This is a genomic window from Limosilactobacillus vaginalis DSM 5837 = ATCC 49540 (assembly GCF_000159435.1).
GTDB classification, from domain to species: Bacteria; Bacillota; Bacilli; order Lactobacillales; family Lactobacillaceae; genus Limosilactobacillus; species Limosilactobacillus vaginalis.
Genome location: NZ_GG693413.1, coordinates 138,520 through 160,886, shown reverse-complemented (window position 1 = coordinate 160,886; position 22,367 = coordinate 138,520). Strand labels below are relative to the sequence as shown.

Annotated in this window: 20 protein-coding genes; 7 read left to right on the top strand and 13 right to left on the bottom strand. The window is 40.9% G+C overall.

The features are described 5' to 3' along the window. Positions 1–69: 69 nt before the first annotated feature. The 5 genes from mvk to HMPREF0549_RS03930 all read left to right on the top strand — a co-directional run bounded on the left by mvk (position 70) and on the right by HMPREF0549_RS03930 (position 4,981). Positions 70–1,020, top strand: coding sequence for a mevalonate kinase (gene mvk, locus HMPREF0549_RS03950; protein WP_003716958.1), 951 nt, complete (start codon positions 70–72; stop codon positions 1,018–1,020). Next, the gene (mvaD, locus tag HMPREF0549_RS03945) at positions 1,020–1,991 is read left to right on the top strand and encodes a diphosphomevalonate decarboxylase (protein WP_003716957.1); all 972 of its coding nucleotides are present in this window, start codon (positions 1,020–1,022) and stop codon (positions 1,989–1,991) included. Before mvk ends, mvaD begins: the two co-directional genes overlap by 1 nt. A 25-nt stretch (positions 1,992–2,016) precedes the next feature. After that, positions 2,017–3,129, top strand: a complete 1,113-nt coding sequence (locus HMPREF0549_RS03940; RefSeq protein ID WP_040531114.1) for a phosphomevalonate kinase — start codon at positions 2,017–2,019, stop codon at positions 3,127–3,129. A gap of 111 nt (positions 3,130–3,240) precedes the next feature. Beyond that, on the top strand, positions 3,241–4,278 hold the full coding sequence (gene fni / locus HMPREF0549_RS03935; RefSeq protein WP_040531112.1) for a type 2 isopentenyl-diphosphate Delta-isomerase: 1,038 nt from the start codon (positions 3,241–3,243) through the stop codon (positions 4,276–4,278). A gap of 16 nt (positions 4,279–4,294) precedes the next feature. Further along, the gene (locus HMPREF0549_RS03930; RefSeq protein WP_003716954.1) at positions 4,295–4,981 is read left to right on the top strand and encodes a YjjG family noncanonical pyrimidine nucleotidase; all 687 of its coding nucleotides are present in this window, start codon (positions 4,295–4,297) and stop codon (positions 4,979–4,981) included. Between the two features lie 44 nt (positions 4,982–5,025). Here the strand turns inward: HMPREF0549_RS03930 and HMPREF0549_RS03925 are convergent, their stop codons facing one another. The 7 genes from HMPREF0549_RS03925 to HMPREF0549_RS03895 form a co-directional block, all read right to left on the bottom strand. Then, the gene (locus tag HMPREF0549_RS03925; RefSeq protein WP_003716953.1) at positions 5,026–5,997 is read right to left on the bottom strand and encodes an L-lactate dehydrogenase; all 972 of its coding nucleotides are present in this window, start codon (positions 5,995–5,997) and stop codon (positions 5,026–5,028) included. Between the two features lie 30 nt (positions 5,998–6,027). Next, on the bottom strand, positions 6,028–6,768 hold the full coding sequence (locus HMPREF0549_RS03920; RefSeq protein WP_003716952.1) for an LrgB family protein: 741 nt from the start codon (positions 6,766–6,768) through the stop codon (positions 6,028–6,030). Between the two features lie 15 nt (positions 6,769–6,783). Then, positions 6,784–7,188: a CidA/LrgA family protein gene (locus HMPREF0549_RS03915; RefSeq protein ID WP_003716951.1), complete on the bottom strand. Its 405-nt coding sequence runs from the start codon at positions 7,186–7,188 to the stop codon at positions 6,784–6,786. A gap of 462 nt (positions 7,189–7,650) precedes the next feature. Next, positions 7,651–8,376, bottom strand: coding sequence for a LytR/AlgR family response regulator transcription factor (locus HMPREF0549_RS03910; RefSeq protein ID WP_003716950.1), 726 nt, complete (start codon positions 8,374–8,376; stop codon positions 7,651–7,653). Then, positions 8,354–10,123 (bottom strand): sensor histidine kinase, encoded by a 1,770-nt coding sequence (locus HMPREF0549_RS03905; protein ID WP_040531110.1) that lies wholly within the window; start codon positions 10,121–10,123, stop codon positions 8,354–8,356. Before HMPREF0549_RS03905 ends, HMPREF0549_RS03910 begins: the two co-directional genes overlap by 23 nt. A 17-nt stretch (positions 10,124–10,140) precedes the next feature. Continuing rightward, positions 10,141–11,007, bottom strand: a complete 867-nt coding sequence (locus tag HMPREF0549_RS03900; protein WP_003716948.1) for an SPFH domain-containing protein — start codon at positions 11,005–11,007, stop codon at positions 10,141–10,143. A 14-nt stretch (positions 11,008–11,021) separates the two neighbouring features. Beyond that, positions 11,022–12,389: an RsmF rRNA methyltransferase first C-terminal domain-containing protein gene (locus HMPREF0549_RS03895; RefSeq protein WP_003716947.1), complete on the bottom strand. Its 1,368-nt coding sequence runs from the start codon at positions 12,387–12,389 to the stop codon at positions 11,022–11,024. A 158-nt stretch (positions 12,390–12,547) separates the two neighbouring features. Between HMPREF0549_RS03895 and HMPREF0549_RS03890 the strand changes: the two genes are divergently transcribed. After that, entirely contained in the window at positions 12,548–13,357 is an 810-nt protein-coding gene (locus tag HMPREF0549_RS03890) for a Cof-type HAD-IIB family hydrolase (RefSeq protein ID WP_003716946.1), read from the top strand. Positions 13,358–13,448: 91 nt separating this feature from the next. On the opposite strand, the gene HMPREF0549_RS03885 is transcribed toward HMPREF0549_RS03890, so the two are convergent. Beyond that, complete coding sequence (locus tag HMPREF0549_RS03885) at positions 13,449–13,697, bottom strand: cytochrome b5 domain-containing protein (protein WP_003716945.1); 249 nt, start codon at positions 13,695–13,697, stop codon at positions 13,449–13,451. 538 nt (positions 13,698–14,235) lie between these two features. Between HMPREF0549_RS03885 and HMPREF0549_RS03880 the strand changes: the two genes are divergently transcribed. After that, the gene (locus HMPREF0549_RS03880; protein ID WP_040531108.1) at positions 14,236–15,465 is read left to right on the top strand and encodes an MFS transporter; all 1,230 of its coding nucleotides are present in this window, start codon (positions 14,236–14,238) and stop codon (positions 15,463–15,465) included. Between the two features lie 79 nt (positions 15,466–15,544). Here the strand turns inward: HMPREF0549_RS03880 and lepA are convergent, their stop codons facing one another. The 5 genes from lepA to hrcA form a co-directional block, all read right to left on the bottom strand. Next, positions 15,545–17,380, bottom strand: a complete 1,836-nt coding sequence (gene lepA / locus HMPREF0549_RS03875; RefSeq protein ID WP_040531276.1) for a translation elongation factor 4 — start codon at positions 17,378–17,380, stop codon at positions 15,545–15,547. Between the two features lie 171 nt (positions 17,381–17,551). Further along, on the bottom strand, positions 17,552–18,706 hold the full coding sequence (gene dnaJ, locus HMPREF0549_RS03870; RefSeq protein ID WP_003716941.1) for a molecular chaperone DnaJ: 1,155 nt from the start codon (positions 18,704–18,706) through the stop codon (positions 17,552–17,554). A gap of 120 nt (positions 18,707–18,826) precedes the next feature. After that, positions 18,827–20,698, bottom strand: a complete 1,872-nt coding sequence (gene dnaK / locus HMPREF0549_RS03865) for a molecular chaperone DnaK (RefSeq protein ID WP_003716940.1) — start codon at positions 20,696–20,698, stop codon at positions 18,827–18,829. 21 nt (positions 20,699–20,719) lie between these two features. After that, positions 20,720–21,295 (bottom strand): nucleotide exchange factor GrpE, encoded by a 576-nt coding sequence (gene grpE, locus HMPREF0549_RS03860; RefSeq protein WP_003716939.1) that lies wholly within the window; start codon positions 21,293–21,295, stop codon positions 20,720–20,722. A 12-nt stretch (positions 21,296–21,307) separates the two neighbouring features. Continuing rightward, positions 21,308–22,357 (bottom strand): heat-inducible transcriptional repressor HrcA, encoded by a 1,050-nt coding sequence (gene hrcA / locus HMPREF0549_RS03855; protein WP_040531103.1) that lies wholly within the window; start codon positions 22,355–22,357, stop codon positions 21,308–21,310. Between the last annotated feature and the right edge of the window lie 10 nt (positions 22,358–22,367).

The window sequence follows — 22,367 nt, the reverse complement described above, 5'->3', positions numbered from 1 at the left end:
TTCTTTGGCAAATCAGTAATTTTACGCTATTATTAATAATGGTATTTTACGAAGAAAGTAGGTTTTGATGTGAAAGAACAAGGAATCGGTCACAGTCATGCCAAAATAATTTTAATGGGCGAGCATAGCGTGGTCTACGGCGAACCAGCAATTGCCCTTCCGCTCCCGGATGTTACGTTAACGGCAATAATCAAGTTAACGAATAAGGGCGGCCACCAAATTAAAAGCCGTTACTTTGAGGGACCACTAAACCAAATTCCCGAAAAGATGGCAGGAGTTCAACGATTAATTTCTTCATTGATGCGACGCTTTAATGGCGAAAGTGATCAATGGATAATGACAATTAAAAGCCAATTACCGGCAGAACGTGGTATGGGATCGTCTGCAGCTACAGCGGTCGCTATCGTTCGCGCTTTTTTTGATTTATATGAAGAAAGGCTTGAACGCAAGCAATTGCTCCAACTTGCTGATATTGAAGAAGAAGTAACCCACCGAAGTCCTTCCGGTTTAGACGCGGCAACCGTCAGCTCAACATCACCACTCTACTTTGTCAAAGGACAAGCAGGTGTACCACTAAAAATGAACTTACAGGCAACAATGGTCATTGCTGATACAGGGATTAAGGGCGCCACCAAGGAAGCAATCATTGCTGTCAAACATGAGTTAGATACTAACCATAGTACAGCGTTAAGCCATATTAATCATTTGGGAAAACTGGTTAATTTAGCTAAGGATTATTTGAGTAATAATGAGGCAATGAGCCTTGGAATCGCACTTAATAGCGCACAAAATGACCTGGCTGCATTAAATGTTAGTGACGAACACTTGGACAGATTAATCGCTGCTGCTAACCATAATGGCGCATTAGGAGCTAAACTAACAGGCGGTGGCCGTGGCGGTTGCATGTTTGCGATTACCAGAACCGCGCTTGGAGCCAGAAAACTAGCAGGAATTTTAAAAGATAATGGTGCCAAGCAAGTATGGTTACAACCACTTGGGGATACGGAGGAAACAAATTAATGATCACCGCACGTGCACACACTAATATTGCGTTAGTTAAGTACTGGGGTAAAAAGGATCAAAAGCTGATCATTCCGCAAACGGATAGCCTTTCACTAACGTTAAATGAATTCTATGCTGATACAGGAGTTGAATTCAGAGACGACCTGACAGCTGATGACATTGAAATTGATGGTCAACCGGTCACTGGCCATTCTGCCGAAAAGGTTAAGGACTTTCTCGATCATATTCGGCAAATTAGCGGCAACCACAATTACGCCAAGGTTATTTCCACTAACCATGTACCAGTATCTGCAGGGTTGGCGTCTTCCGCTTCAGCATTTGCTGCTCTTGCAACTGCGGCTAGTAAGGCAGCCGGACTGAATCTCGACCGACGCTCTCTTTCTCGTCTTGCCCGTCGCGGCTCGGGGTCAGCTACACGCTCCATTTATGGTGGCCTTGTTGAGTGGCACCGGGGAACCGATGATCAATCTTCCTTTGCTGAACCGATTATGGAAAAAGTCGATTTTGGAATTGAAATGATTGCAATCCTAATCAATACCACTAAGAAAAAGATTTCAAGTCGCCAGGGAATGCAATCAAGTGTTGAGTCTTCACCTTATTACCCTACTTGGCGAAAAGTTGTTGCTCATGACATGGTAGCAATGAAGGAGGCCATCTCAAACAAGGATATTGATCAGATCGGTCACATTGCTGAAGAAAATGCTCTTCGCATGCACGCTTTGACCCTTTCAGCTGATCCGGGGTATACCTATTTTAATGGTGATACGATCCACGCAATTCAGGCAATTAATGACTTGCGTTCACAAGGAGTGAGTTGTTACTATACTATGGATGCTGGTCCAAATGTCAAGGTGATTTACGATCAAAAAGATCGCAAAAAAATTGTTCAATATTTGGGGAACCTTTTCGGCAAGGAAAGGTTAATTATTTCACAGCCTGGACCAGGAGTAGAAATTATCGATAAATAGGATTTGATTGAGAGGTTATGTAAAATTGATTACTGAAAAAGCACCCGGCAAACTTTATATTGCTGGTGAATACGCTGTTGTGGAAAATGGTTATCCGGCAATCCTAGTAGCATTGGATCAATTCGTCACTTGTTCAATTGAAGAAAGTGCTGCAGAAGTTGGTAAAATCATTAGTCGACAATACCACAATAATGCTTTACAGTGGCATCGTCTTGGAGAACAAATGGTTGTTGATAATCGTGATAACCCGTTCTCTTATATTTTATCCGCAATTAAGGTAACTGAAGAGTATGCCCGGAGTTTTGCTCGCGAATTGCGAATATTTGATCTACATATTGATAGTCAGCTAGATAGCGACTCGGGAAAGAAATATGGTCTTGGCTCTTCCGCTGCTGTTACGGTTGCCACGGTAAAAGCCCTTTGTCGTTTCTATAACCTGCCCGTTACTAAGGATGAGATTTTCAAACTAGCAGCGATTGCTCACTTTGAAGTTCAAGGGAACGGATCATTGGGAGATGTGGCGGCCTCCGTTTATGGCGGTTGGATTGCCTACCATTCATTTGACCGTCAATGGCTTGCTCAACAGCGGAAATATCTTGATTTGAGAACTCTCGTTGATTTACCATGGCCCGATCTCAAGATTGAATCCTTAAAGGCCCCAAGCAACCTTCAACTCCTCATTGGATGGACAGGCAAGCCGGCCTCAACCTCGCAATTAGTTGATAAGATTTCCCTATTCAAAGCCCGGCAACAAAAAGAATACCGACAGTTTTTGGAGGACAGCAAGCACTGCATTCAGCGAATGGTTGATGGCTTTCATAATGCTGATTTAGAATCAATCAAAAACGAGATCCGGTATAACCGGGAACTATTAAAACAACTCGGTACGAATTCCGGTGTTCATATCGAGACACCCGTTCTAAATAAACTCTGCGAGATTGCTGAGGATTTTGGCGGGGCAGCAAAGACATCCGGTGCCGGTGGTGGTGATTGCGGAATCGTTGCTATTGATCGTGATAGCAACTTCAAGTTAGTATTAAAAAAATGGGCAGCAAATAAGATCGAACAACTACCCCTTTCAGTTCACTTCATCGAAAACGTTAAGGGTGAGATCAAACACCACCTCATCAAAAAATAATAATTAATGATAAAAGAGTGTGATAATTGATCGATCATGATTCAAAGGTCACACTCTTTTAGTTAATTTTAAATGTTATTAATTCAGAAAGTTTATTTAAGGAGAGAAACTATGGAATCAAGTCATGCCCAACGAAAAAATGAGCATCTTTCGTTAGCAACTAAGCTTTATAACCAGGTCCATACTAATTCATTTAATAGTATGCAGGTCATTCATAAAAGTCTTCCAGAAATTAGCCTTAATCAAGTAAATCCCGTTACTAACTGTGGAAATTTAAGACTCGCGTTCCCCTTTTTTATTGAAGCAATGACTGGTGGCAGCCAGAATGCACTTAAAATCAACCAGGAACTGGCAACTGTTGCTAAAAAGCACCACCTCGCAATGGCACTTGGCTCAGCAAGTATTATTTTTCATGATCCAGCCGCTAAAAAAAGTTTTAAGATTGTCCGTGACGTTAATCCAGATGGAATTATTATTGCCAACCTAAGCGCCAAAGCGAGTCTCGAACAGGCAAAAACAGTTATTGACTTACTAGGCGCCAATGCTCTTGAACTCCACATTAATACTACTCAAGAATTAATTATGGATGACGGCGATCGTGATTTTCATTGGCTAACTAATATTGAATCTCTGGTTAACCACCTTAATATTCCAGTCATAGTTAAGGAAGTTGGTTTTGGCATGGATAGTTCAACAATTAACCAGCTGCAATCAATCGGTGTCTCCATAATTAACGTTAGTGGTCGTGGAGGAACTAACTTTGCTGCCATTGAAGATCGACGAAACCATACAGCAGATTTTAGTTTTCTCGACCAGTGGGGACAAACAACCCTAGAATCAATGTTAGAAGCACGGGAAGCACGAACTAAGGATACCCAAATTATTGCTTCTGGCGGGATCTGTTCCCCACTAGACGTTATTAAGGCAGGAATCTTAGGAGCCAATGCTGTTGGCGTTGCCGGCTATTTTCTTAATATTCTTATTCGCGATGGAATTGATGCCCTTGATAAAGAACTTACTAGTTGGCAAATAGCCCTTCCCCGACTTCTCGCCCTTCTTGGTTGTAAATCCTTTAACGAGCTACCATCAACTAATTTTGTCTTACATGGTGAAGAATTCGAATATGCTCAACAACGCAATTTAATTTAAGGATGGTGATCATAGAATGACAGCGTATCAAAACATTCTTTTTGACCTTGACGATACACTATTAGATTATGGAGCTGCCGAAAGCCACGCCTTAAAACAACTCTTTAGTGATTTTAACCTGAAATTAACACCAACCGTTAAACAAACATTTCAAAATTATAATGTCGGGATGTGGCAACGGTTTGAACGAAATGAACTCACCTGGGATCAACTTATGGAACACCTCTTTGCCGACTATTTTAAGGCTTACCACCAGCTAAATGTTCCTGGTAGAGAGACAATTCAAACCTACCTTAAATACCTCAGTAACAATCATCAACTTGTTTCCGGAACGCGAACGGTAATGGAGTACCTAAAGCAAAATAAATACCACGTATATGCCGTTACCAATGGGCAAAAGATAGTGCAAGATCAGCGACTGAAGGATGCTAAATTACTTCAATATTTTGATGATATTTTTATTTCACAAGTGATTGGGCTTCAAAAGCCGAACAAAGAAATGTTCGATTTTGTGCTTCAACACATTAACGGTCACCGTAATAACACTTTAATGATTGGAGATTCATTAAGTTCTGATATTCAAGGCGGCATTAACGCTCATCTTGATACAGTCTGGTTCAACCCCCATTCATTGCATAATTCAACCCGCTTAAAGCCAACCTTTGAAATCCACCGTTTAACCGAGCTTAAAGCAATTCTTTAAAAAGAAAAAGATGTGATGAATTTTTCATCACATCTTTTTTATTACTACTTAATCAGGTAATTAACTAAACCAACTTTAGTCATCCCATCAGTAGCAATTTTCTTCAAAGCTTCAGCTGACTTAGTCATTGCTTCACTTTCACGTTCATTTAATGGAACTTCGATAACCTTTGAAATACCAGATGCATTAATAACAGCTGGAGTTCCAAGATAGTTATCCTTAATACCATATTCACCATCAATGTAAGCACCAACTGGTAATACAGCATTTTCATCCCGTAGAATTGCCCGCGTAATTCTCATTAAGCAAGTTGCAACACCATATGCAGTAAAGCCTTTGCGGTTGATGATTTCGTAAGCCTTGTGACGTACGTCATCTTCAATCTTTAGCAATTCATCATTACTGATGCCTTGTTCTTCACAGATTTGAAGAAGTGGCTTCCCACCAACTGTTGCACTAGAATATGCAGCAAATTCTGAATCACCGTGTTCTGCCATCACATTAGCACTAATATCAAGTGGACTAACTCCCAACTTCTTTGCTAACGCAACACGTAAACGTGCTGAATCAAGCGAAGTACCGGATGAAATAACCCGGCTAGCAGGTAATCCTGAAATCTTTTGAACTGCATAAGTTAAAACATCAACTGGGTTTGTTGCAAGTAAAAGAATTCCGTCGAAACCAGTAGCCATAATACTCTTCGTAATTTGCTTCATGATTTCAAGGTTCTTTCCAACTAAGTCAAGGCGAGTTTCACCTGGCTTTTGGGCAGCCCCAGCACAAATTACAACTAGGTCTGCATCTGCACAAGCATCGTAATCAGCTTGATAAACTTGCTTTGGGGCAGTGAAAACAGTTGCGTCTTCTAAATCGAGGGCGTCACCTTCAGCTTGTTCCTTTGACAAGTTAACAATTGCTAATTCCTCAGCCAACCCTTGTTGAACTAATGCATAAGCATAAGCTGAACCAACTTGTCCGTCACCAACAAGAACAACTTTTTGATGATTTTTTGACATAATTCAGTTTCTCCTTAATGATAAATTAAATTACATGAATAAGTGGGCGTAGATTGGAACCAAGATATCCATTGCTAATGAAATAATCAGAACAGAAACACCAGCCATGGCACCTTGAATTTCACCAAGTGAAAGAGCCTTAACAGAACCAACGGTGTGCCCTGCAGAACCTAAACCTAAACCAGTAGCAACAGCTGAAATCTTCTTCAAACCAAGAACCTTAATAAGGAATTCGGCCAAAGCATAGATAACAACGGCGTTAAGGATACATGCCATTGCAGTAACGGCTGGAACACCATGAACACCAGCAGCAATTGGCATGGCAACAGCAGTGGTTGCGGCTTGTGGCAACATTGATGCAGTTGAAGCGGCAGAAAGGCCGAATAACTTACATACAAGGTTGATAAGGAACAATGAAATAAATCCACCAACGAAGCAGATTACGATAATATCGAACCAGTACTTCTTGAAAATGTTGTTAACACGGTAAACTGGAATAGCGAAGGCCATAGTAGCTGGGTTCAAGAACCAGAAAATCATGTTACCACCAGGAAGGTAGAACTTCTTGTAAACAGCAGCGGTAGTGGAACCAGTACCCTTAGCCCAAATTGCTAAGACAACGATACCAAGTACCATCCCAACAAGTAATGGGTTAAAAAGGAAGAATCCATTACTAATCTTTGTTAACCACATACCAATTAGGTAAACAATCAATGAAATGAAGATACCAGTAAATGGTAATGCTAGATTTGTAACAATCGTATTAGCCATAATTATTGTGCCTCCCTAGTCTTCTTTAGTACCAGTGATCTTGTGGTGAATGCTCATAACAAGGGCACCAACGTAGGCAATAACAACAAGAATGATAATCGTAGCAATAATAATTACGATAACGTCTTGAAGTCCTTCCTTCTTCATGATGTCAAGGTGAGCAGCTAATTGGATACCTGATGGAACGAACAGGAATGCAATTAGTCCGATCATAAAGTCACCAAACTTAGCAACTTGGTGAAGCTTAACAATATGAGTAGCCAACAGAATGTAAAGCAATACCATACCAATTAAAGGAGTTGGTACAACAAAGCTCTTTGGAAAAAGATCAGAGATCAATTGAGAAACAAATAAAATAGCAGCAAAGATTCCCATTTGAACATAAATGTTGGAATCCTTAGGTTGTTTGTCCTTTTCCATAACTTATTCCCTCCCACAGAAATAAAAATAAATTTTGTTCGGTACCGTTTTCACAGTGCCTCTTCAGTTATTTAATTTACACTTTTTTTATCATTTGTGTTGAATTTCACACTTAAATAGCCATATTTAAGGATGAAATGCCCTAATCAATAGATGAAATGCCCTCAACATTGTTAACTTATTTACAATTGATAGCAGTTCACCCCATCTTTAACCATTAATTTTTGATCAATCTTTTTGTAAATCACCGTCATAACAGCTATTTAATAGCTGTTATTCACTTTGTACATTACTGATCGAATGGTTAAAAGAGGGAGCGCAAATAGGGTTCCAGAGTTCGGTCATACCGGACTCTGGAACCCATTTGCGTACCGCGCTGTTCGTATTTGAACTTAGTAAAAGTGCTTATGTCACAGTCCCATTATCTAAACTTCCAGATCCTAATCATGATAATTACGTTAGCTATACACCTAATGCTTTCTTGGTGCTAGCAACAAATGACCGGCTTACAGGAATTTTGCTCCCGTCATCAAGAGTTAGCTCATAAGTATGATTAAAACTTGGCTGCAGTTCATGAACCTTATTAAGATTAACTACAAAGCTCCGGTGAACACGAGTAAATCTGTTAGGATCTAACAAATTAATGATACTATTGAGAGTCTGCTTGCTAACAACTTCCTGATCTTCAGTATGCACAACAGCTTTCCCCGCTTGCGCTTGAATATAAAGAATATTGCGCTTCTGAATAACAATTGTTCGTTCATCGTTAGTTAGTGAAATTCGCGGATTCCTCTGTTGGGTGGTTACTCCTCGACTGCCGTTCTGATTATCCATTAGCCTAGCAACCCGTCTAACAGCATCATTAATCCGATCTGCTTCAAAGGGTTTCAAAACATAATCGATTGCGTCAGCCTCAAAAGCATCCAGTGCATATTGATCATAAGCAGTGCCAAAAACAATGTAGGGACAATTTTCCTTTTTCTTCAATCCCTTAGCAAATGCCATCCCGCTACCATCATCCAACTGAATGTCTAAGAAAATTAAATCTGGCCGATTATTTTCTATTTCTTCGCGAGCAGAATTAATTCCATCCGCCTCGTTTATTTCGTCAATCAGGTCATTTTGTTTTAACAAATAGCTAAGTTCGTCGCGTGCCAACGGTTCATCATCCACAATTAAGACTTTCATTTACTTGCCCTCCCTTTTTGGTAAATGGAATGGAGATACTAACTGTTGTCCCCTGATTACTACTAGTAAAGTGAAGACCACTCTTCTTATCATACAACCCTACTAGTCGCTGGTTTAAGTTATGCAAAGCGGTTCCTGAACCATGCTCAGATGGAACAGTCTGCTGACCGAGAAGCTTTATTAAGTCTGGTGAAATCCCCTGACCATTGTCTTTAACCATGATTATTAACCGATCGTCTTGCTGATAGACATCAACGTTCACATGATTACCAGTTTTCCGGTTTCCAAATGCGTGCTTTAACGCGTTTTCAACTAGGACCTGAATCGTAAACGGTGGCAGTAAAACATCATCACTAACAGTTGTATGCAACTGAACGTCGTACTTATCTGGGAAGCGAGTCATTTCCAAACTAAGATAGGCATTAACCTGTTGACGTTCTTGAGCTAAAGTAATTTGCGTTTCTCGAGCACCGACTAAGTTTGAGCGGAAATAGGTACTTAACTGCAGGAGCAACTGACGCGCCTTATCACTGTCTCGCCGCATCATTGCACTAATCGTATTAATCGCATTAAAGAAAAAGTGCGGGTTAACCTGTGCCTGCAGTGACTTGATTTCGGCATCACGAACCAACTTAGCCTGCATTTCGGCATTCCCTAAAGCAATTTGGTTAGCAAAGATTTCTCCCAAACCGGTTGCCAATTGAATTTCAACCGGCGTTAGCTTCCAACTATCGGTGTAATACATTTTTAAAGTTCCGGCCACACTATCATCAACCCGTAACGGAACAACAATCGCTGCCTGTAAGGGACAGTCGATATGGGAACAGCCAATCTCTTCAGCATTTCGTGCAACCTTTACCTGACCGCTCTGAATGACTGATTCAGAGAGCGTTGTCACCATTGTTTCCCCCGAAATATGATGATCACTCCCCGCACCAATATGGGCAAGGATCGTATTCCGATCAGTGATGCTAATTGCGTCAAAGTTCGTGTATTTTTTGATGATCCGAACTACTTGCTGGGCTGATTTAACATTAAGACCGTTACGGAAATAAGGCAACGTTTGATTGGTTAACTTCAGTACCGAGTGGGTCTGCGTAGCCCGGGTTTCTTCTTCCTGACGAAGGTACATCGTAATAATCGAAATGAAAATTGATGTCCCTAGCGAACTGATTAAGATCATTGGAATCGCAATATAACGAACCAATAACCACCCCGTTGGACTAAACAGAAAGACGAAAATCATCTGAATTGATTCCATCGACAAACCAACAACAAAGCTTCGCCACGGTGTCATAACAGTAAATGAACTATTTTTATCCTTATATAGATAACCAGACAGTAACCCAATCAGTGTTGAACTAGGAATATAAAACCAAGCCTCACTGGCAAATCCAGCTTGAAACGCCCGGTGAAGACCAGCAATCAAACCAACTGAACCACCAACCCATGGTCCGCCAACAATTCCCGCCGTAGTTACTGCAAGAATTCTGGCATTGACAACAGAATAATCATGAGAAACAGCCGTTAATAAAACTTTATTATGCAGTTCATTAGCCGGGTCAATTTCAATCCCCGTAATATTTGCCATAATTGCAAATAAAGAAAATATTACCACTAACTGGAGCTTTGCCGTCAGTGTTTGGGCAAAGAGACAGCGACGAAACGCTGGAATGTTAACCAAGAGGAAAGCACAAATAATAACAAAGCCGACCCGCTCGGTCATTAAGATTGTTAGATATAACATGCGCTTATTAACTCCGCTTATTGTTGTGTCCCGGTATTAATTACGGGTTGCGTTCCCCGTTCACTAATAATCGCAACCATGATGTTGTTAATAATTTGCAAACGCTGTTCGTCCGTTAATTCTAGATTTGCTTCCTTAGCCAAGCGATCTATTGCATCCTCAGTAATTGATACTGCTCCTTCAACAATAATCTTGCGGGCAGATAAAATTGCGGACGATTGTTGCTTTTGTAGCATTGCACTAGCAATTTCGGTTGCATAAGCAAGGTGGGTCAACCGCGTTTCAACGATTTTTACCCCAGCAACATTTAACCGTTCCTGTAATTCGCTTGCTAACCGGTCAGATACTTCAGTTGGGTTGCTTCGAAGCGTTAATGCATCCTCATTTTCAAATGTATCATAAGGGTATTCACTGGCAACGTGACGAATAGCTGACTCACTTTGAATTTGAACAAATTGTTCATAGTCATCAACCGAAAAGAGTGCCTTGGCAGTATCAACTACCTTGAAGACAATTACCGCAGCAATTTCAACCGGATTCCCCTTTGAATCATTAACCTTGAGGATTTGACTATTAAAGTTCCGCACCCGAAGAGAAACCGGTTCCTTATCAGTAAACGGTACCGTCATAAATAATCCAGCATCACGAATTGTTCCGATGTAATTACCAAAGAACGTTAATGCCTTGGCTTCGTTAGGCTGAATAATCGTTAGACTACTTGAAAGAATTAAAATAAGGACAACTAACACAACCCCGATTACCATGCTTAACAGGTGACCAAAGCGAAAGCCGCTATATATAAGCCAGAGACCGACCAATCCGCCAAGAATTGCTATTAATAATCCTAAATAACCATTAACATGAAATGCTTGTTTTTCTTTCATTTTATTTAACTCCTCTAAAATCTTAACCCCTTTGGATAGAAGTTTTTCACCGTCTTTTGCACTAATTTTCCAAATCCACAGGAGTGCTTATCGCAAACTAACAAATACCAGCCACTAGCTAACTCTTTATCAATTGTGATCGTATCACCGTGGACGTATTGACGCCACTGCTCTTCACTCAATTCAAGCGTTTTTTTTGCTTCAGTCGGCGTTAACGCTAAGGCTAATGCTAGTGATGGTTCAAATCGTCGTTTCTTAAATGTTCCAAGATGTAATCCTGGCCGGAGAATATTAAGATCATCAATTTCACTAATTCCAGCTGGCAAGTCATATAGCTGCTCGCCAAACAAAACTAATCTGGTAGGTTGATAATTAGGAATAACCGAATCCTGGAAATTAGTAAATAATTCTTGCTGATCCTTAGTTAAAGCATATGAATTTGAGTGCTTTTTCTTTCGCCGCTTCTTCCGTAAAGGCTTTTCAGCAACAGGAGTACCATAACGGAACTTGGCAACAAAATGTCCTTCACCTTTGATATGATGAGGAAAAAGACGAATTGCCTTTGCTAATTCTGGATTACCATCTGCCCATTCTGGACGACCATGATCCATCCCCGGGTAAGCTTTAACTTCCTCCATTTGCATTTCAGAATAATTTTTAAGAATCCAACTAGCATTTTGTTCATCTTCTTCCGGAGCAAACGTACAAGTTGAATAAACCAAAATTCCACCCGGCTTTAACATTTTGATCGCTGAAGCAATAATTTTTTGCTGACGATTAGCGCATTCTGCCGGATAATCTGTATTCCAGTACTCAATCCCAGCTGGTTCTTTTCTAAACATCCCCTCGCCAGAACATGGAGCATCAATTAATATCCGGTCAAAAAACTTGGGAAACTGCTTTTCAAGTTTTTCTGGACTTTCATTTGTCACCACTGTATTACGAGTGCCCCACCGTTCCAAATTTTCCGCTAAAATTAGGGCCCGTTTCCGAAAGATCTCATTAGCAACCAATAATCCTTGATCCTTCATTAAAGAAATTAGGTGGGTCGATTTTCCTCCTGGCGCTGCACAGAGGTCGAGAACCCGTTCTCCTGGTTGCGGATCAACTACTTCTCCTACATACATTGCAGAAGGTTCCTGACTATATACCCAGCCAGTAACATGATCCAAGGACTTTCCATTAACTTGACCATAATATCCAGTAGGTACATACGGCATTTTCCCTTTAGCCTGACTAATTGTCTTCTGCGGCAAGCCATCTTTCAGCGGGTTAACCCGAAAACCACTAAGGCTTTGTTCGTTCAACGCTGCTAAAAAAGCTGGGGCCTCATCCCCCAATAGTCGCTGATACTTAGTTTTAAATGCACTTGGTAGCTGCATTCTCTTAATCACTCCATCAATTTAATCTTAAACAAATTATAACTTATTTTAACCCGTTCCTAAACATTTCCCGGAAGCATTCTTGGAATTCATTTAACTTTTTCTTAATTCCAGGTATAATAGTTAATTATTCGTAATAAAGGGAAGTGACACGCTTAATGGATCAACACCTAATTGCCATCGATTTAGATGGAACTACTCTCAATAATCGGTCAAAATTAACCGCTGAAACAATTAATACGTTGCGGAGTGCTGCCAAAGACGGCCACATTGTTAGTATTATCACCGGACGACCTTACCGAATTGCTCAACACATTTACGATCAAATCGGCATTCAAACGCCAATGGTCAACTTCAATGGTGCGCTAACCCATATTCCCCACCAAAACTGGGATAAAGAATATGAAATTGAATTAACAAAAGAATTAGCGTTAGACCTTCTGGCACATAGAGACGAATTGGGAATTGATACCATTACCGTTGAAAGTAAGGATCATTTCTGGGCGAACCAGGCAACTAAGGACGTCCCTGAATTTCTTCCTAACCGTCTTAAACCCAGTCAATTACTGAGTAAAAGGAATCTCAGTGACAATCCAATCGCAATGACAATTGAATATCAGCCAGGCAGTAAAAAGAAAATTATCCAAGCTGTCAACGAAAAATACGGTGACTTCGTTGAGCCTCGGGTATGGGGCGGCCCGTATAATATTCTTGAACTAATTCACCGCGGTACTCATAAGGAATCAGGAATGTTCTATATTGCTAAGCAGTACGGAATTGACCGTACCCATATTATTGCCTTTGGGGACGAGAAGAACGATCAAGAAATGATTGCCGCTGCTGGTCGTGGTGTTGCAATGAATAATGCAATTCCCGAAATTAAGGCAATTGCAGATGACGTGACCCCAATTGACAACGAACATAATGGTCTCGCAGAATACTTAAAAGACTACCTGAAATTAGCTTAAAAACCGATATAGTTAAAAAACAACCTAAGATTAACTCAAAACGAGAATAATCTTAGGTTGTTTTAGTTTAAATGGATTAACTTAAAAATGATTAAACTTCAGGATCACCGGTAAATTTACCAACAACTGGTAAATCTTCAAGAACCCGCTTCATATGAAGTGAGCGTTGAATTGCAGCGCTGACGTCATGACCTGCTAAGTTGCCATGATGCTTACCGTTACGCCAAGCCGGAACATTACTGACATCATAAACTGTTCCATCAATTGCGACATAAGCTGGGTTGCCATCTTGGCCATTGTATTTTGCAAGTTCTTCAGCAGTAAAGATTCTTGTAGTCATACTAAAATATTCCTCCCGATACTCATTATTGTTTTTATTATAGCACTTTTAATTTACCGATTAAGGCAATCTCAATTAGTACTTACTGGTAATAAGACAATAATAAGATGAAAATTAATTTTGTTGTAAATAATAGCTATATTACATAACAATTGTCAAAAATATTGTTATAATATAAAAGAAGGTGATTCTGCAATCACTTTCGCTAAATACTTCTACTTGGGGATCACGGTGTGTCATGTTATCGCGATCCTCAATTTTTATTTGATCAAACTGTCTAAAAAGGTAACGATGTAATACAGTAAAATTGCAGCGATAATAAGGGAAAGAACATCTCTAACCTGGCGCCAAATGTTTTTCTTCATTCCATAACCCCCTCGAATCAATATTTCATATTATACACCACCTTTTCAACTCAATCGCTAAACTTTTAATAGCATTTTAAGTTAAGGCGTGTATAATACGTTGTCAAATAGGGATTAATAATCCTAAAGCAAAATAATCGATGTCAGTGAGCATCATTTTGGAGGAATTAAATATGGAACAGACAAGTAATCATGTCGGCCAAGCAATGACTAAAAACCAGAAATGGGTCCTAGCATCTACTGCATCCGGATTTTCATTAGAAAACATGGATATTATGTTTTTGTCATTTGCTCTTGCACCAATTATCGCCAGCCTCCATATCTCAAGTACGGCTACTGGGTGGATTGGTTCTATTACTAACCTTGGAATGTTAGCGGGCGGTGCGATTTTCGGCCTTGTCGGTGATCGGATCGGTCGTGTAAAGACATTCACTTACACGATCTTTATTTTTGCCTTGGCAACGGCCGCAATGTTTTTCGCCCACTCATTGCCAGCAATTTACATTTGCCGTTTTCTGGCTGGTATTGGTGCCGGTGGTGAATATGGTGTAGGAATTGCATTAATTGCTGAAAATTTTGAACCTCACCTTATTGGTCGATTGACTTCTGTTGCGGCCATCGGTGGTCAGGTTGGTGCAATTTTTGCTGCTATAATGGCAGCCTACATCATTCCCAATTTTGGTTGGAACGCGCTTTTTCTTTTAGGAATTATTCCAGTAATCCTGACCTTCTTCATCCGACGTCACGTTCACGAAAGTCAAGAATTTATTGTCGCCCATAAAAAGACAATTGCTAATCACCAAAGGATTTCTATTAGTCGTCTCTTTGCTACACCACGATTAGCCCTGCAAACTCTTGGCTTAATGGTAATGACAATTGTTCAAATTGCTGGATACTTTGGCCTAATGAACTGGCTACCATCAATTGTGCAAAAGCAACAAGGACTGTCCGTTTCGGGATCATCAATTTGGATGATCGCTACCATCATTGGAATGAGTATTGGGATGATGGTCTTTGGGACAGTAATGGATAATTGGGGTCCACGTTGGGCCTTCGGTATCTTCCTTCTTGGTTCTGCTACGGTAATGTTCACCATCCTCATGGTCCAAAGTTCAATTGCCCTCATTCTTGCTGGTGCATTAATTGGTTTCTTCTCTAACGGAATGTTTGGCGGCTATGGTGCAGTTATCAGTCAACTTTACCCAACTGCCATTCGTTCTACAGCTAACAGTATCATTATGAATGTTGGTCGAGCAATTGGTGGATTTTCATCAGTAGTTATTGGATTGCTGATGGACCACTATTCATTAGGAGTAACAATGGGTTTCTTATCAGCACTTTACATTCTCAGCTTCATCGTTATGTCTTCATTGCCGGGAATGCGGAAACTCGCTAATCATTAACCATTAACAATAAACGAAAATAAGGTTCAGAGTTCGAATCGGTTGCGAACTCTGAACCTTTTTTTATATTGATAATAATTTATTTCTCATCGACTTCTTCATCTGTCTTTAGAACTGCCATAAAGGCTTCCTGAGGAATATCAACCTTACCAACGGCCTTCATCCGCTTCTTTCCACGCTTCTGCTTTTCAAGAAGCTTAGCTCGCCGATCAGGATCACCCGTATGGATTCGTGCAGTAACATCTTTCCGGTAAGCCTTAATATTAGTTCTGGCAATAATTTTTGAACCAATTGCTGCCTGAATTGGAATTTCAAAGTTTTGTCGTGGAATAATCTTCTTAAGCTTAGAAGTAATATCACGACCCCGTTCTGCAGCAAAGTCCTTATGGGCAATAAAGCTTAATGCATCAACCTTATCACCATTTAGCAAAATATCAATTTTCACTAACTTGCTTGGCTTATAGTCGTCAATTTCATAATCAAGAGAAGCATAGCCACGAGTCGAACTCTTCAGCTTATCAAAGAAGTCAAAGATAATTTCTGACAATGGAATATGATAGATTACGTTTACCCGCGTATCGCTTAAGTATTCCATCGTTTCAAAAATTCCCCGTTTTCGCTGACAAAGCTCCATTACTGGTCCAACATAATCATTTGGAACCATGATTGAAGCTTTCACATAGGGTTCCTTAATGTCCTTAATCGATGAAGCATCTGGCATTTCAGCCGGGTTTTCCACTTCTTTTGTGGTTCCATCAGCTAAGTCAACATGGTAAGTAACAGATGGCGCTGTGGTAATTAAATCAAGGTTAAATTCTCGTTCAAGCCGTTCTTGAACTACATCCATGTGCAACAAGCCTAAGAAACCGCAACGGAACCCAAAGCCTAACGCTTGTGATGATTCAGGTTCAAAAGTCAACGCTGCATCATTCAACTGCAATTTTTCTAGAGCATCCCGTAAATCGTTAAATTTAGCATTATCGGTTGGGTACAAACCAGCATAAACCATTGGCGTCATTTGCCGATAGCCTTCTAGCGGTTTAGCAGTTGGATTATTAGCATTCGTAACGGTATCACCGACCCGAGTATCTTTAATATCCTTAATTGCAGCGGTAATATAACCAACATCACCAGCCATCAGAACATCCCGGGCTAATGGTTTAGGGGAGTTAATCCCGACTTCAGCAACTTCATACTCGGTACCACTGTTCATTAACCGAATCTTATCGCCCTTTTTTACCGTTCCTTCAAATACCCGAACACTAAGAACTACTCCGCGGTAATCATCATATTTTGAGTCAAAGATCAAAGCCTTTAATGGGGCTGTCAGATCGCCGGTTGGTGCCGGAACCTTCTTCACAATTTCTTCTAGGACTTGATCAACTCCTAAACCAGTCTTTGCACTAACATCTAGCGCATCGTCTGTATCAAGGCCAATCTCGTCTTCGATTTGCTTCTTTGTGCCTTCAGGATCCGCAGATGGCAGATCAATCTTGTTAATTACCGGTAAAATTTCCAAATCATTATCCAAAGCCAGATAAACGTTTGCTAAGGTTTGCGCTTCCACTCCCTGAGTAGCATCAACGACTAACACTGCCCCTTCACAGGCAGCCAATGATCGCGAAACCTCATATGAAAAGTCAACGTGCCCTGGAGTATCAATCAAATGAAAAATATAGTCTTGTCCATCCTTAGCATGATAGGTTAGGGCAACCGCATTCAACTTGATGGTAATTCCCCGTTCACGCTCTAAAGGCATATCATCAAGGACCTGATCCTTCATTTCCCGCTTACTAATTGAATCCGTCATTTCCAAAATACGGTCGGCAAGGGTTGATTTACCGTGATCAATGTGGGCCACAATTGAAAAATTACGGATCCGTTTTTGCCGTTCTTTCATTTCATCAAGATTCATTGTCATGAATTAGTTCACTACTTTCTAAACTTGTAAATACTAATACTAGTATACCAAAGACTATCCGCGCTTGAAAAGCTAATCAAACCAGCATTTAACAATGCTAAATGAAATAGAATAAGCCAGTAACCCCGCTTCAAAGATCGGATATTACTAGCTTATTTTGATTCTTTACTTGTCTTCAAATGCATCCCGAAGCTTATCAAGAACGGTTTTCTTAACTCCTTTGACGTCTTCACCACTAGCAGCAGCGAAAGCCATCATTGCCTCTTTTTGACGCTTATTAAGACTCTTCGGTGTATGAACGTGAACAGTAACATGTTCATCCCCGTTACCATTACCGTTCAAGTGGGGAACACCCTTGCCCCGGAGACGGAAGTTCGTTTCAGATTGAGTACCGGCAGGAATCTTAAGATTAACATCACCATGAACAGTCTTGACCTTCACTTCATCACCTAATGCGGCTTGAGCAAATGAAATGTCTTGATCAACATAGATTGTTGAACCATCACGCCGGAATTCCCGGCTTGGTGTTACGCGGAAAACGATGTAAAGATCACCATAAGGGCCACCGTTTTCACCAGCATCACCTTGGTGCTCTAACCGCATTTGCTGACCATCATCAATTCCCGCAGGAACCTTCACTTCCAACTCATGCCGCTCATGAATATGCCCAGAGCCATGGCACTTAGTACATTGATCTTCTGGCTTAATGATCTTACCAGTCCCATTACATTCGGGACAGGTAGTTTGAGTTTGAATATTACCAAGGGGTGTCCGCCGTACGGTAAGAATGACCCCACTACCATGACAACGTGAACATGTTTCGGGAGACTTTCCAGGTTTAGCGCCACTCCCTTTGCAGACATCACATTGGGCGTCCCGTTCATATTTGATTGTTGTGGTCTTGCCAAAAACAGCATCCATAAAGTCTAATGTCATTGAATATTGCAAATCACGGCCCTGTCGTGGTGCCGTAGGATCTGCTTGACGACGACCGCCACCACCAAAGAATTGGCTAAAGATATCACCAAAATCACCACCGGCAAAGTCACCATAACCTTGTTGACCGCCGAAGCCACCAAAGCCTTGGCCTGCCCCTGCATTTGGCCCTGCCGAACCAAACTGATCATATTGAGCACGCTTTTGTGGATCACTCAGCACTTCATGCGCTTCATTAATCTTCTTAAACTTCTCTTCAGCACCAGATTCATGGTTAATATCCGGGTGGTATTTTGCTGCAAGTTTTCGGTAAGCCCGATTAATTTCCTTTTCAGAAGCATCCTTTTTTACACCTAGGATGTCGTAGTAACTTTCTTCTGCCATACGGATCCTCCATTTATATTGCTTGTTTAGTTATACCATAGATGGTAAACGAAAGTAAAAGCCAAAGTCCTTTTCTCCGGCCTTTGGCTTTTAACAATTGTTTATTAACGGCTGATAGAATTACTTCTTGTCATCTGGAGTAACATCCTTAAAGTCACCATCAACGGTCTTGCCATCATCGGAACCAGAATTATTATTGTTTCCGTTAGTACCATTGTTACCGGCATTACCAGCTTGACCGCCTTGAGCACCTTGGGCTTGTTGATAAAGCTTTACGCTAAGATCTTGGATAACCTTATTTAATGCGTCCTTCTTAGCCTTCATATCGTCCAAGTTGCCGCTTTCCTTAGCCTTCTTCAAGTCGTCACGAGCACTTTCGGCCTTCTTGATATCTTCTTCAGGAACCTTACCCTTAACTTCCTTCAAAGTCTTATCTACTTGGAAGAGTTCTTGGTCAACTTCATTCTTCAAGTCAACCTCTTCCTTCTTCTTCTTATCAGCTGCTGCGTGTTCTTCAGCATCCTTCTTCATTCGTTCAATTTCTTCATCACTCAAGCCAGAGTTAGACTTAATGGTGATGTTTTGCTTCTTATGGGTTCCTTGATCTTCGGCAGAAACGTTAACAATCCCGTTCTTGTCAATATCAAAAGTAACCTTAATTTGAGGAACACCACGAGGAGCAGCTGGAATGTCAGTAAGTTGGAAGTTACCTAAAGTCTTGTTGTCAGCTGCCATTGGCCGTTCACCTTGAAGAACGTGGATATCAACAGCTGATTGGTTATCAGCAGCAGTTGAGAAGATTTGGCTCTTGGATGTTGGAATAGTAGTATTCCGATCGATTAACTTGGTGAAGACACCACCCATGGTTTCAATACCAAGTGAAAGTGGCGTAACATCAAGCAAAACAACATCCTTAACATCACCAGTAAGAACACCACCCTGGATAGCGGCACCGAGGGCAACCGCTTCGTCTGGGTTGATAGAGTGGTTAGGTTCCTTACCAGTTAATTCCTTAACCATTTCTTGAACGGCTGGAATACGAGTAGAACCACCATTTAGGATTACTTCATCAATGTCATCGAATGTTAAATCGGCATCCTTCAAGGCATTCATAACTGGTTGCTTAGTCCGTTCAACCAAATCATTAGTTAATTGGTTGAATTGTGCCCGGCTTAAGGTCTTTTCAAGGTGTAATGGACCATTTTCACCAGCAGAAATGAATGGCAGGCTGATTTGGGCTTCTTGAACACCAGATAAGTCCTTCTTGGCCTTTTCAGCAGCGTCCTTTAGCCGTTGAAGTGCCATCTTATCCTTAGACAAGTCCACGCCATTTTCTTCCTTAAAGCCATCAATTAACCAATCCATGATCTTCTTATCAAAGTCATCCCCACCAAGGTGAGTATCACCATTAGTTGAAAGGACTTGGAAGACACCGTCACCTAATTCAAGGATGGAAACATCAAAGGTCCCACCACCAAGGTCATAAACGAGGATCTTTTCATCCTTGTCTTTCTTATCAAGGCCATAAGCAAGTGATGAAGCAGTTGGTTCGTTAATAATCCGCTTAACGTCTAATCCGGCAATCTTACCAGCATCCTTAGTGGCTTGACGTTGAGCATCGTTAAAGTATGCAGGGACAGTAATAACTGCTTGGCTAACTGTATCACCAATGTAATCTTCAGCGTACTTCTTCAAATATTGAAGAATCATTGCAGAAATTTCTTGTGGAGTATACTTCTTACCATCAACCTCAACTGTGTATCCAGCTTCACCCATATGACTCTTAATTGATGAAATAGTATTAGGGTTAGTAATTGCTTGACGCTTTGCTACTTCACCAACTTGGGTTTCACCATTCTTAAATGAAACAACAGATGGAGTTGTCCGACTCCCTTCTGGATTTGTAATAATCTTTGGCTCGTTACCTTCCATAACGGCAACGGCGGAATTAGTAGTACCTAAATCAATACCAATAATCTTGTTACTTGCCATTGTTTATTCCCTCTCTTATTTTTATTGTGCAACTACAACCATTGCGGGACGCAGAACCCGATCCTTTAATTGATAACCGGCCTGTAGTACTTTTACCACTGTTTCAGCCTTCTGATCACCTTCCACCGGCACTGTTTGTACTGCCTGGTGAAGGGTCGGATCAAACGGCTTGCCGTCTGCTTCAATCTCAGTAATTCCGTGGTCCTTTAATGCACTGATTAAGTGATCATGAACCATTTGGATCCCTTTCTTTAGCTGCTGACCATTTTCGTCATGGACTTCAATCGTCAGTGCTCGTTTAAGGTTATCCAGAACAGGTAAAACGGACTTAGCTAAGTCTTGACCATCATACTTCAATAATTGAGCACGCTCTTTCTTAAAGTGAGTAGTCATGTTCTGAATTTCTGCTTCAGCCCGCAAATACTTATCGTCCTTATCATCTAATTGCTGTTGCAAATCTTTAACTTGACTTTCTAATTTCGTCACTTTAGTTTGTAACTTTTTAGCATCAAACTGGTCGTTCTTTTCGGAAGCAGCACTTTTACTTTGATGCTTTGCTTCCTTACCTGTTTGCTTTGCAGCTTTGTCTTCTGCCAATCGACTCGCCTCCTATGAATCGTAGTAATGACGGTAAAAGTTTAAAAGTCGTTTTGCTAGCTCCTGACGGAATGCATTCACTAAACCAATCGTCCGTGAATAAGGCATCCTCGTTGGGCCTAGTACTGCAATAATGCCCTTACCATATTGGTCAACATCATAGGTTGCCGTGATCAAACTATAGTTATCTAAGGCCTTATCCTTAGAAATCTCAGAACCAATCTTAACGTTTACCCCATCATCAGAAACGTTTGAATCCAACAAATGCGATAATTGATCGTTATGGTCAAGCAAACTATACAATGTTTGCAAGTCAACCGAATCATGCTTTCCCGAGAAATCTAAGAGGTTCAACCGGCCGCCAACAAAGAATTGCTCACGTGCTGCCCTTGACACGACACTATCAAAAAGATCCAAAAAGCCATCTGCACTTTGCATATAGTGCATCACCCGAAGCGGAATATCATCATTCAGGCGTCTCATCACGTTAGCTAATGGCTGCCCTACCAGCTGGTCATTAATCATCCGAATAACCGCTTGCAGAGCATCTGTATCGTAATTTCGTGGTAACGTAAATGCCTGACTTTCGACATCACCGCTATCAGTAACTAAAATGGCGATCACCTTTCGATTACCTAACGGAACAACCCGAAAACCGCTCAACCGAACATCAGCTTGTTCGGGCTTTAGTGTAAAGGCTGTATAGGAAGTAAGATCAGATAAAATATCAGCCGAGTGCGAAATGATCTCATCAATCTTTTGAAAACTTGTTCCTAGTGAATTTTGGATTACTACTAAATCGTTATCAGTAATAACCTCTGGATCAAGCAAATGGTCAACATAATAACGATACCCCTTTTTAGAAGGTACCCGTCCTGAAGATGAGTGTTCCTTGGTAACAAAACCAGCTTCTTCAAGAACGCCCATTTCATTTCGAACCGTAGCAGAACTCACCTTAAAAGGTAATTTTTCTGCCAGGTGTTTTGAACCAACAGGTTGACCTGTTGCGGTATATTGACGTACAATCGCTTGCAGGATCTTGTTTTGACGCTGTGTTAGCATTTGTATCACT

Bases quoted from the DNA above. Each gene is read 5' to 3' on its own strand.
- mvaD (WP_003716957.1), top strand. From the start codon at position 1,020: ATGATCACCGCACGTGCACACACTAATATTGCGTTAGTTAAGTACTGG.
- fni (WP_040531112.1), top strand. From the start codon at position 3,241: ATGGAATCAAGTCATGCCCAACGAAAAAATGAGCATCTTTCGTTAGCA.
- HMPREF0549_RS03930 (WP_003716954.1), top strand. From the start codon at position 4,295: ATGACAGCGTATCAAAACATTCTTTTTGACCTTGACGATACACTATTA.
- HMPREF0549_RS03925 (WP_003716953.1), bottom strand. From the start codon at position 5,997: ATGTCAAAAAATCATCAAAAAGTTGTTCTTGTTGGTGACGGACAAGTT.
- HMPREF0549_RS03920 (WP_003716952.1), bottom strand. From the start codon at position 6,768: ATGGCTAATACGATTGTTACAAATCTAGCATTACCATTTACTGGTATC.
- HMPREF0549_RS03915 (WP_003716951.1), bottom strand. From the start codon at position 7,188: ATGGAAAAGGACAAACAACCTAAGGATTCCAACATTTATGTTCAAATG.
- HMPREF0549_RS03910 (WP_003716950.1), bottom strand. From the start codon at position 8,376: ATGAAAGTCTTAATTGTGGATGATGAACCGTTGGCACGCGACGAACTT.
- HMPREF0549_RS03905 (WP_040531110.1), bottom strand. From the start codon at position 10,123: ATGTTATATCTAACAATCTTAATGACCGAGCGGGTCGGCTTTGTTATT.
- HMPREF0549_RS03900 (WP_003716948.1), bottom strand. From the start codon at position 11,007: ATGAAAGAAAAACAAGCATTTCATGTTAATGGTTATTTAGGATTATTA.
- HMPREF0549_RS03895 (WP_003716947.1), bottom strand. From the start codon at position 12,389: ATGCAGCTACCAAGTGCATTTAAAACTAAGTATCAGCGACTATTGGGG.
- HMPREF0549_RS03890 (WP_003716946.1), top strand. From the start codon at position 12,548: ATGGATCAACACCTAATTGCCATCGATTTAGATGGAACTACTCTCAAT.
- HMPREF0549_RS03885 (WP_003716945.1), bottom strand. From the start codon at position 13,697: ATGACTACAAGAATCTTTACTGCTGAAGAACTTGCAAAATACAATGGC.
- HMPREF0549_RS03880 (WP_040531108.1), top strand. From the start codon at position 14,236: ATGGAACAGACAAGTAATCATGTCGGCCAAGCAATGACTAAAAACCAG.
- lepA (WP_040531276.1), bottom strand. From the start codon at position 17,380: ATGAATCTTGATGAAATGAAAGAACGGCAAAAACGGATCCGTAATTTT.
- dnaJ (WP_003716941.1), bottom strand. From the start codon at position 18,706: ATGGCAGAAGAAAGTTACTACGACATCCTAGGTGTAAAAAAGGATGCT.
- dnaK (WP_003716940.1), bottom strand. From the start codon at position 20,698: ATGGCAAGTAACAAGATTATTGGTATTGATTTAGGTACTACTAATTCC.
- hrcA (WP_040531103.1), bottom strand. From the start codon at position 22,357: ATGCTAACACAGCGTCAAAACAAGATCCTGCAAGCGATTGTACGTCAA.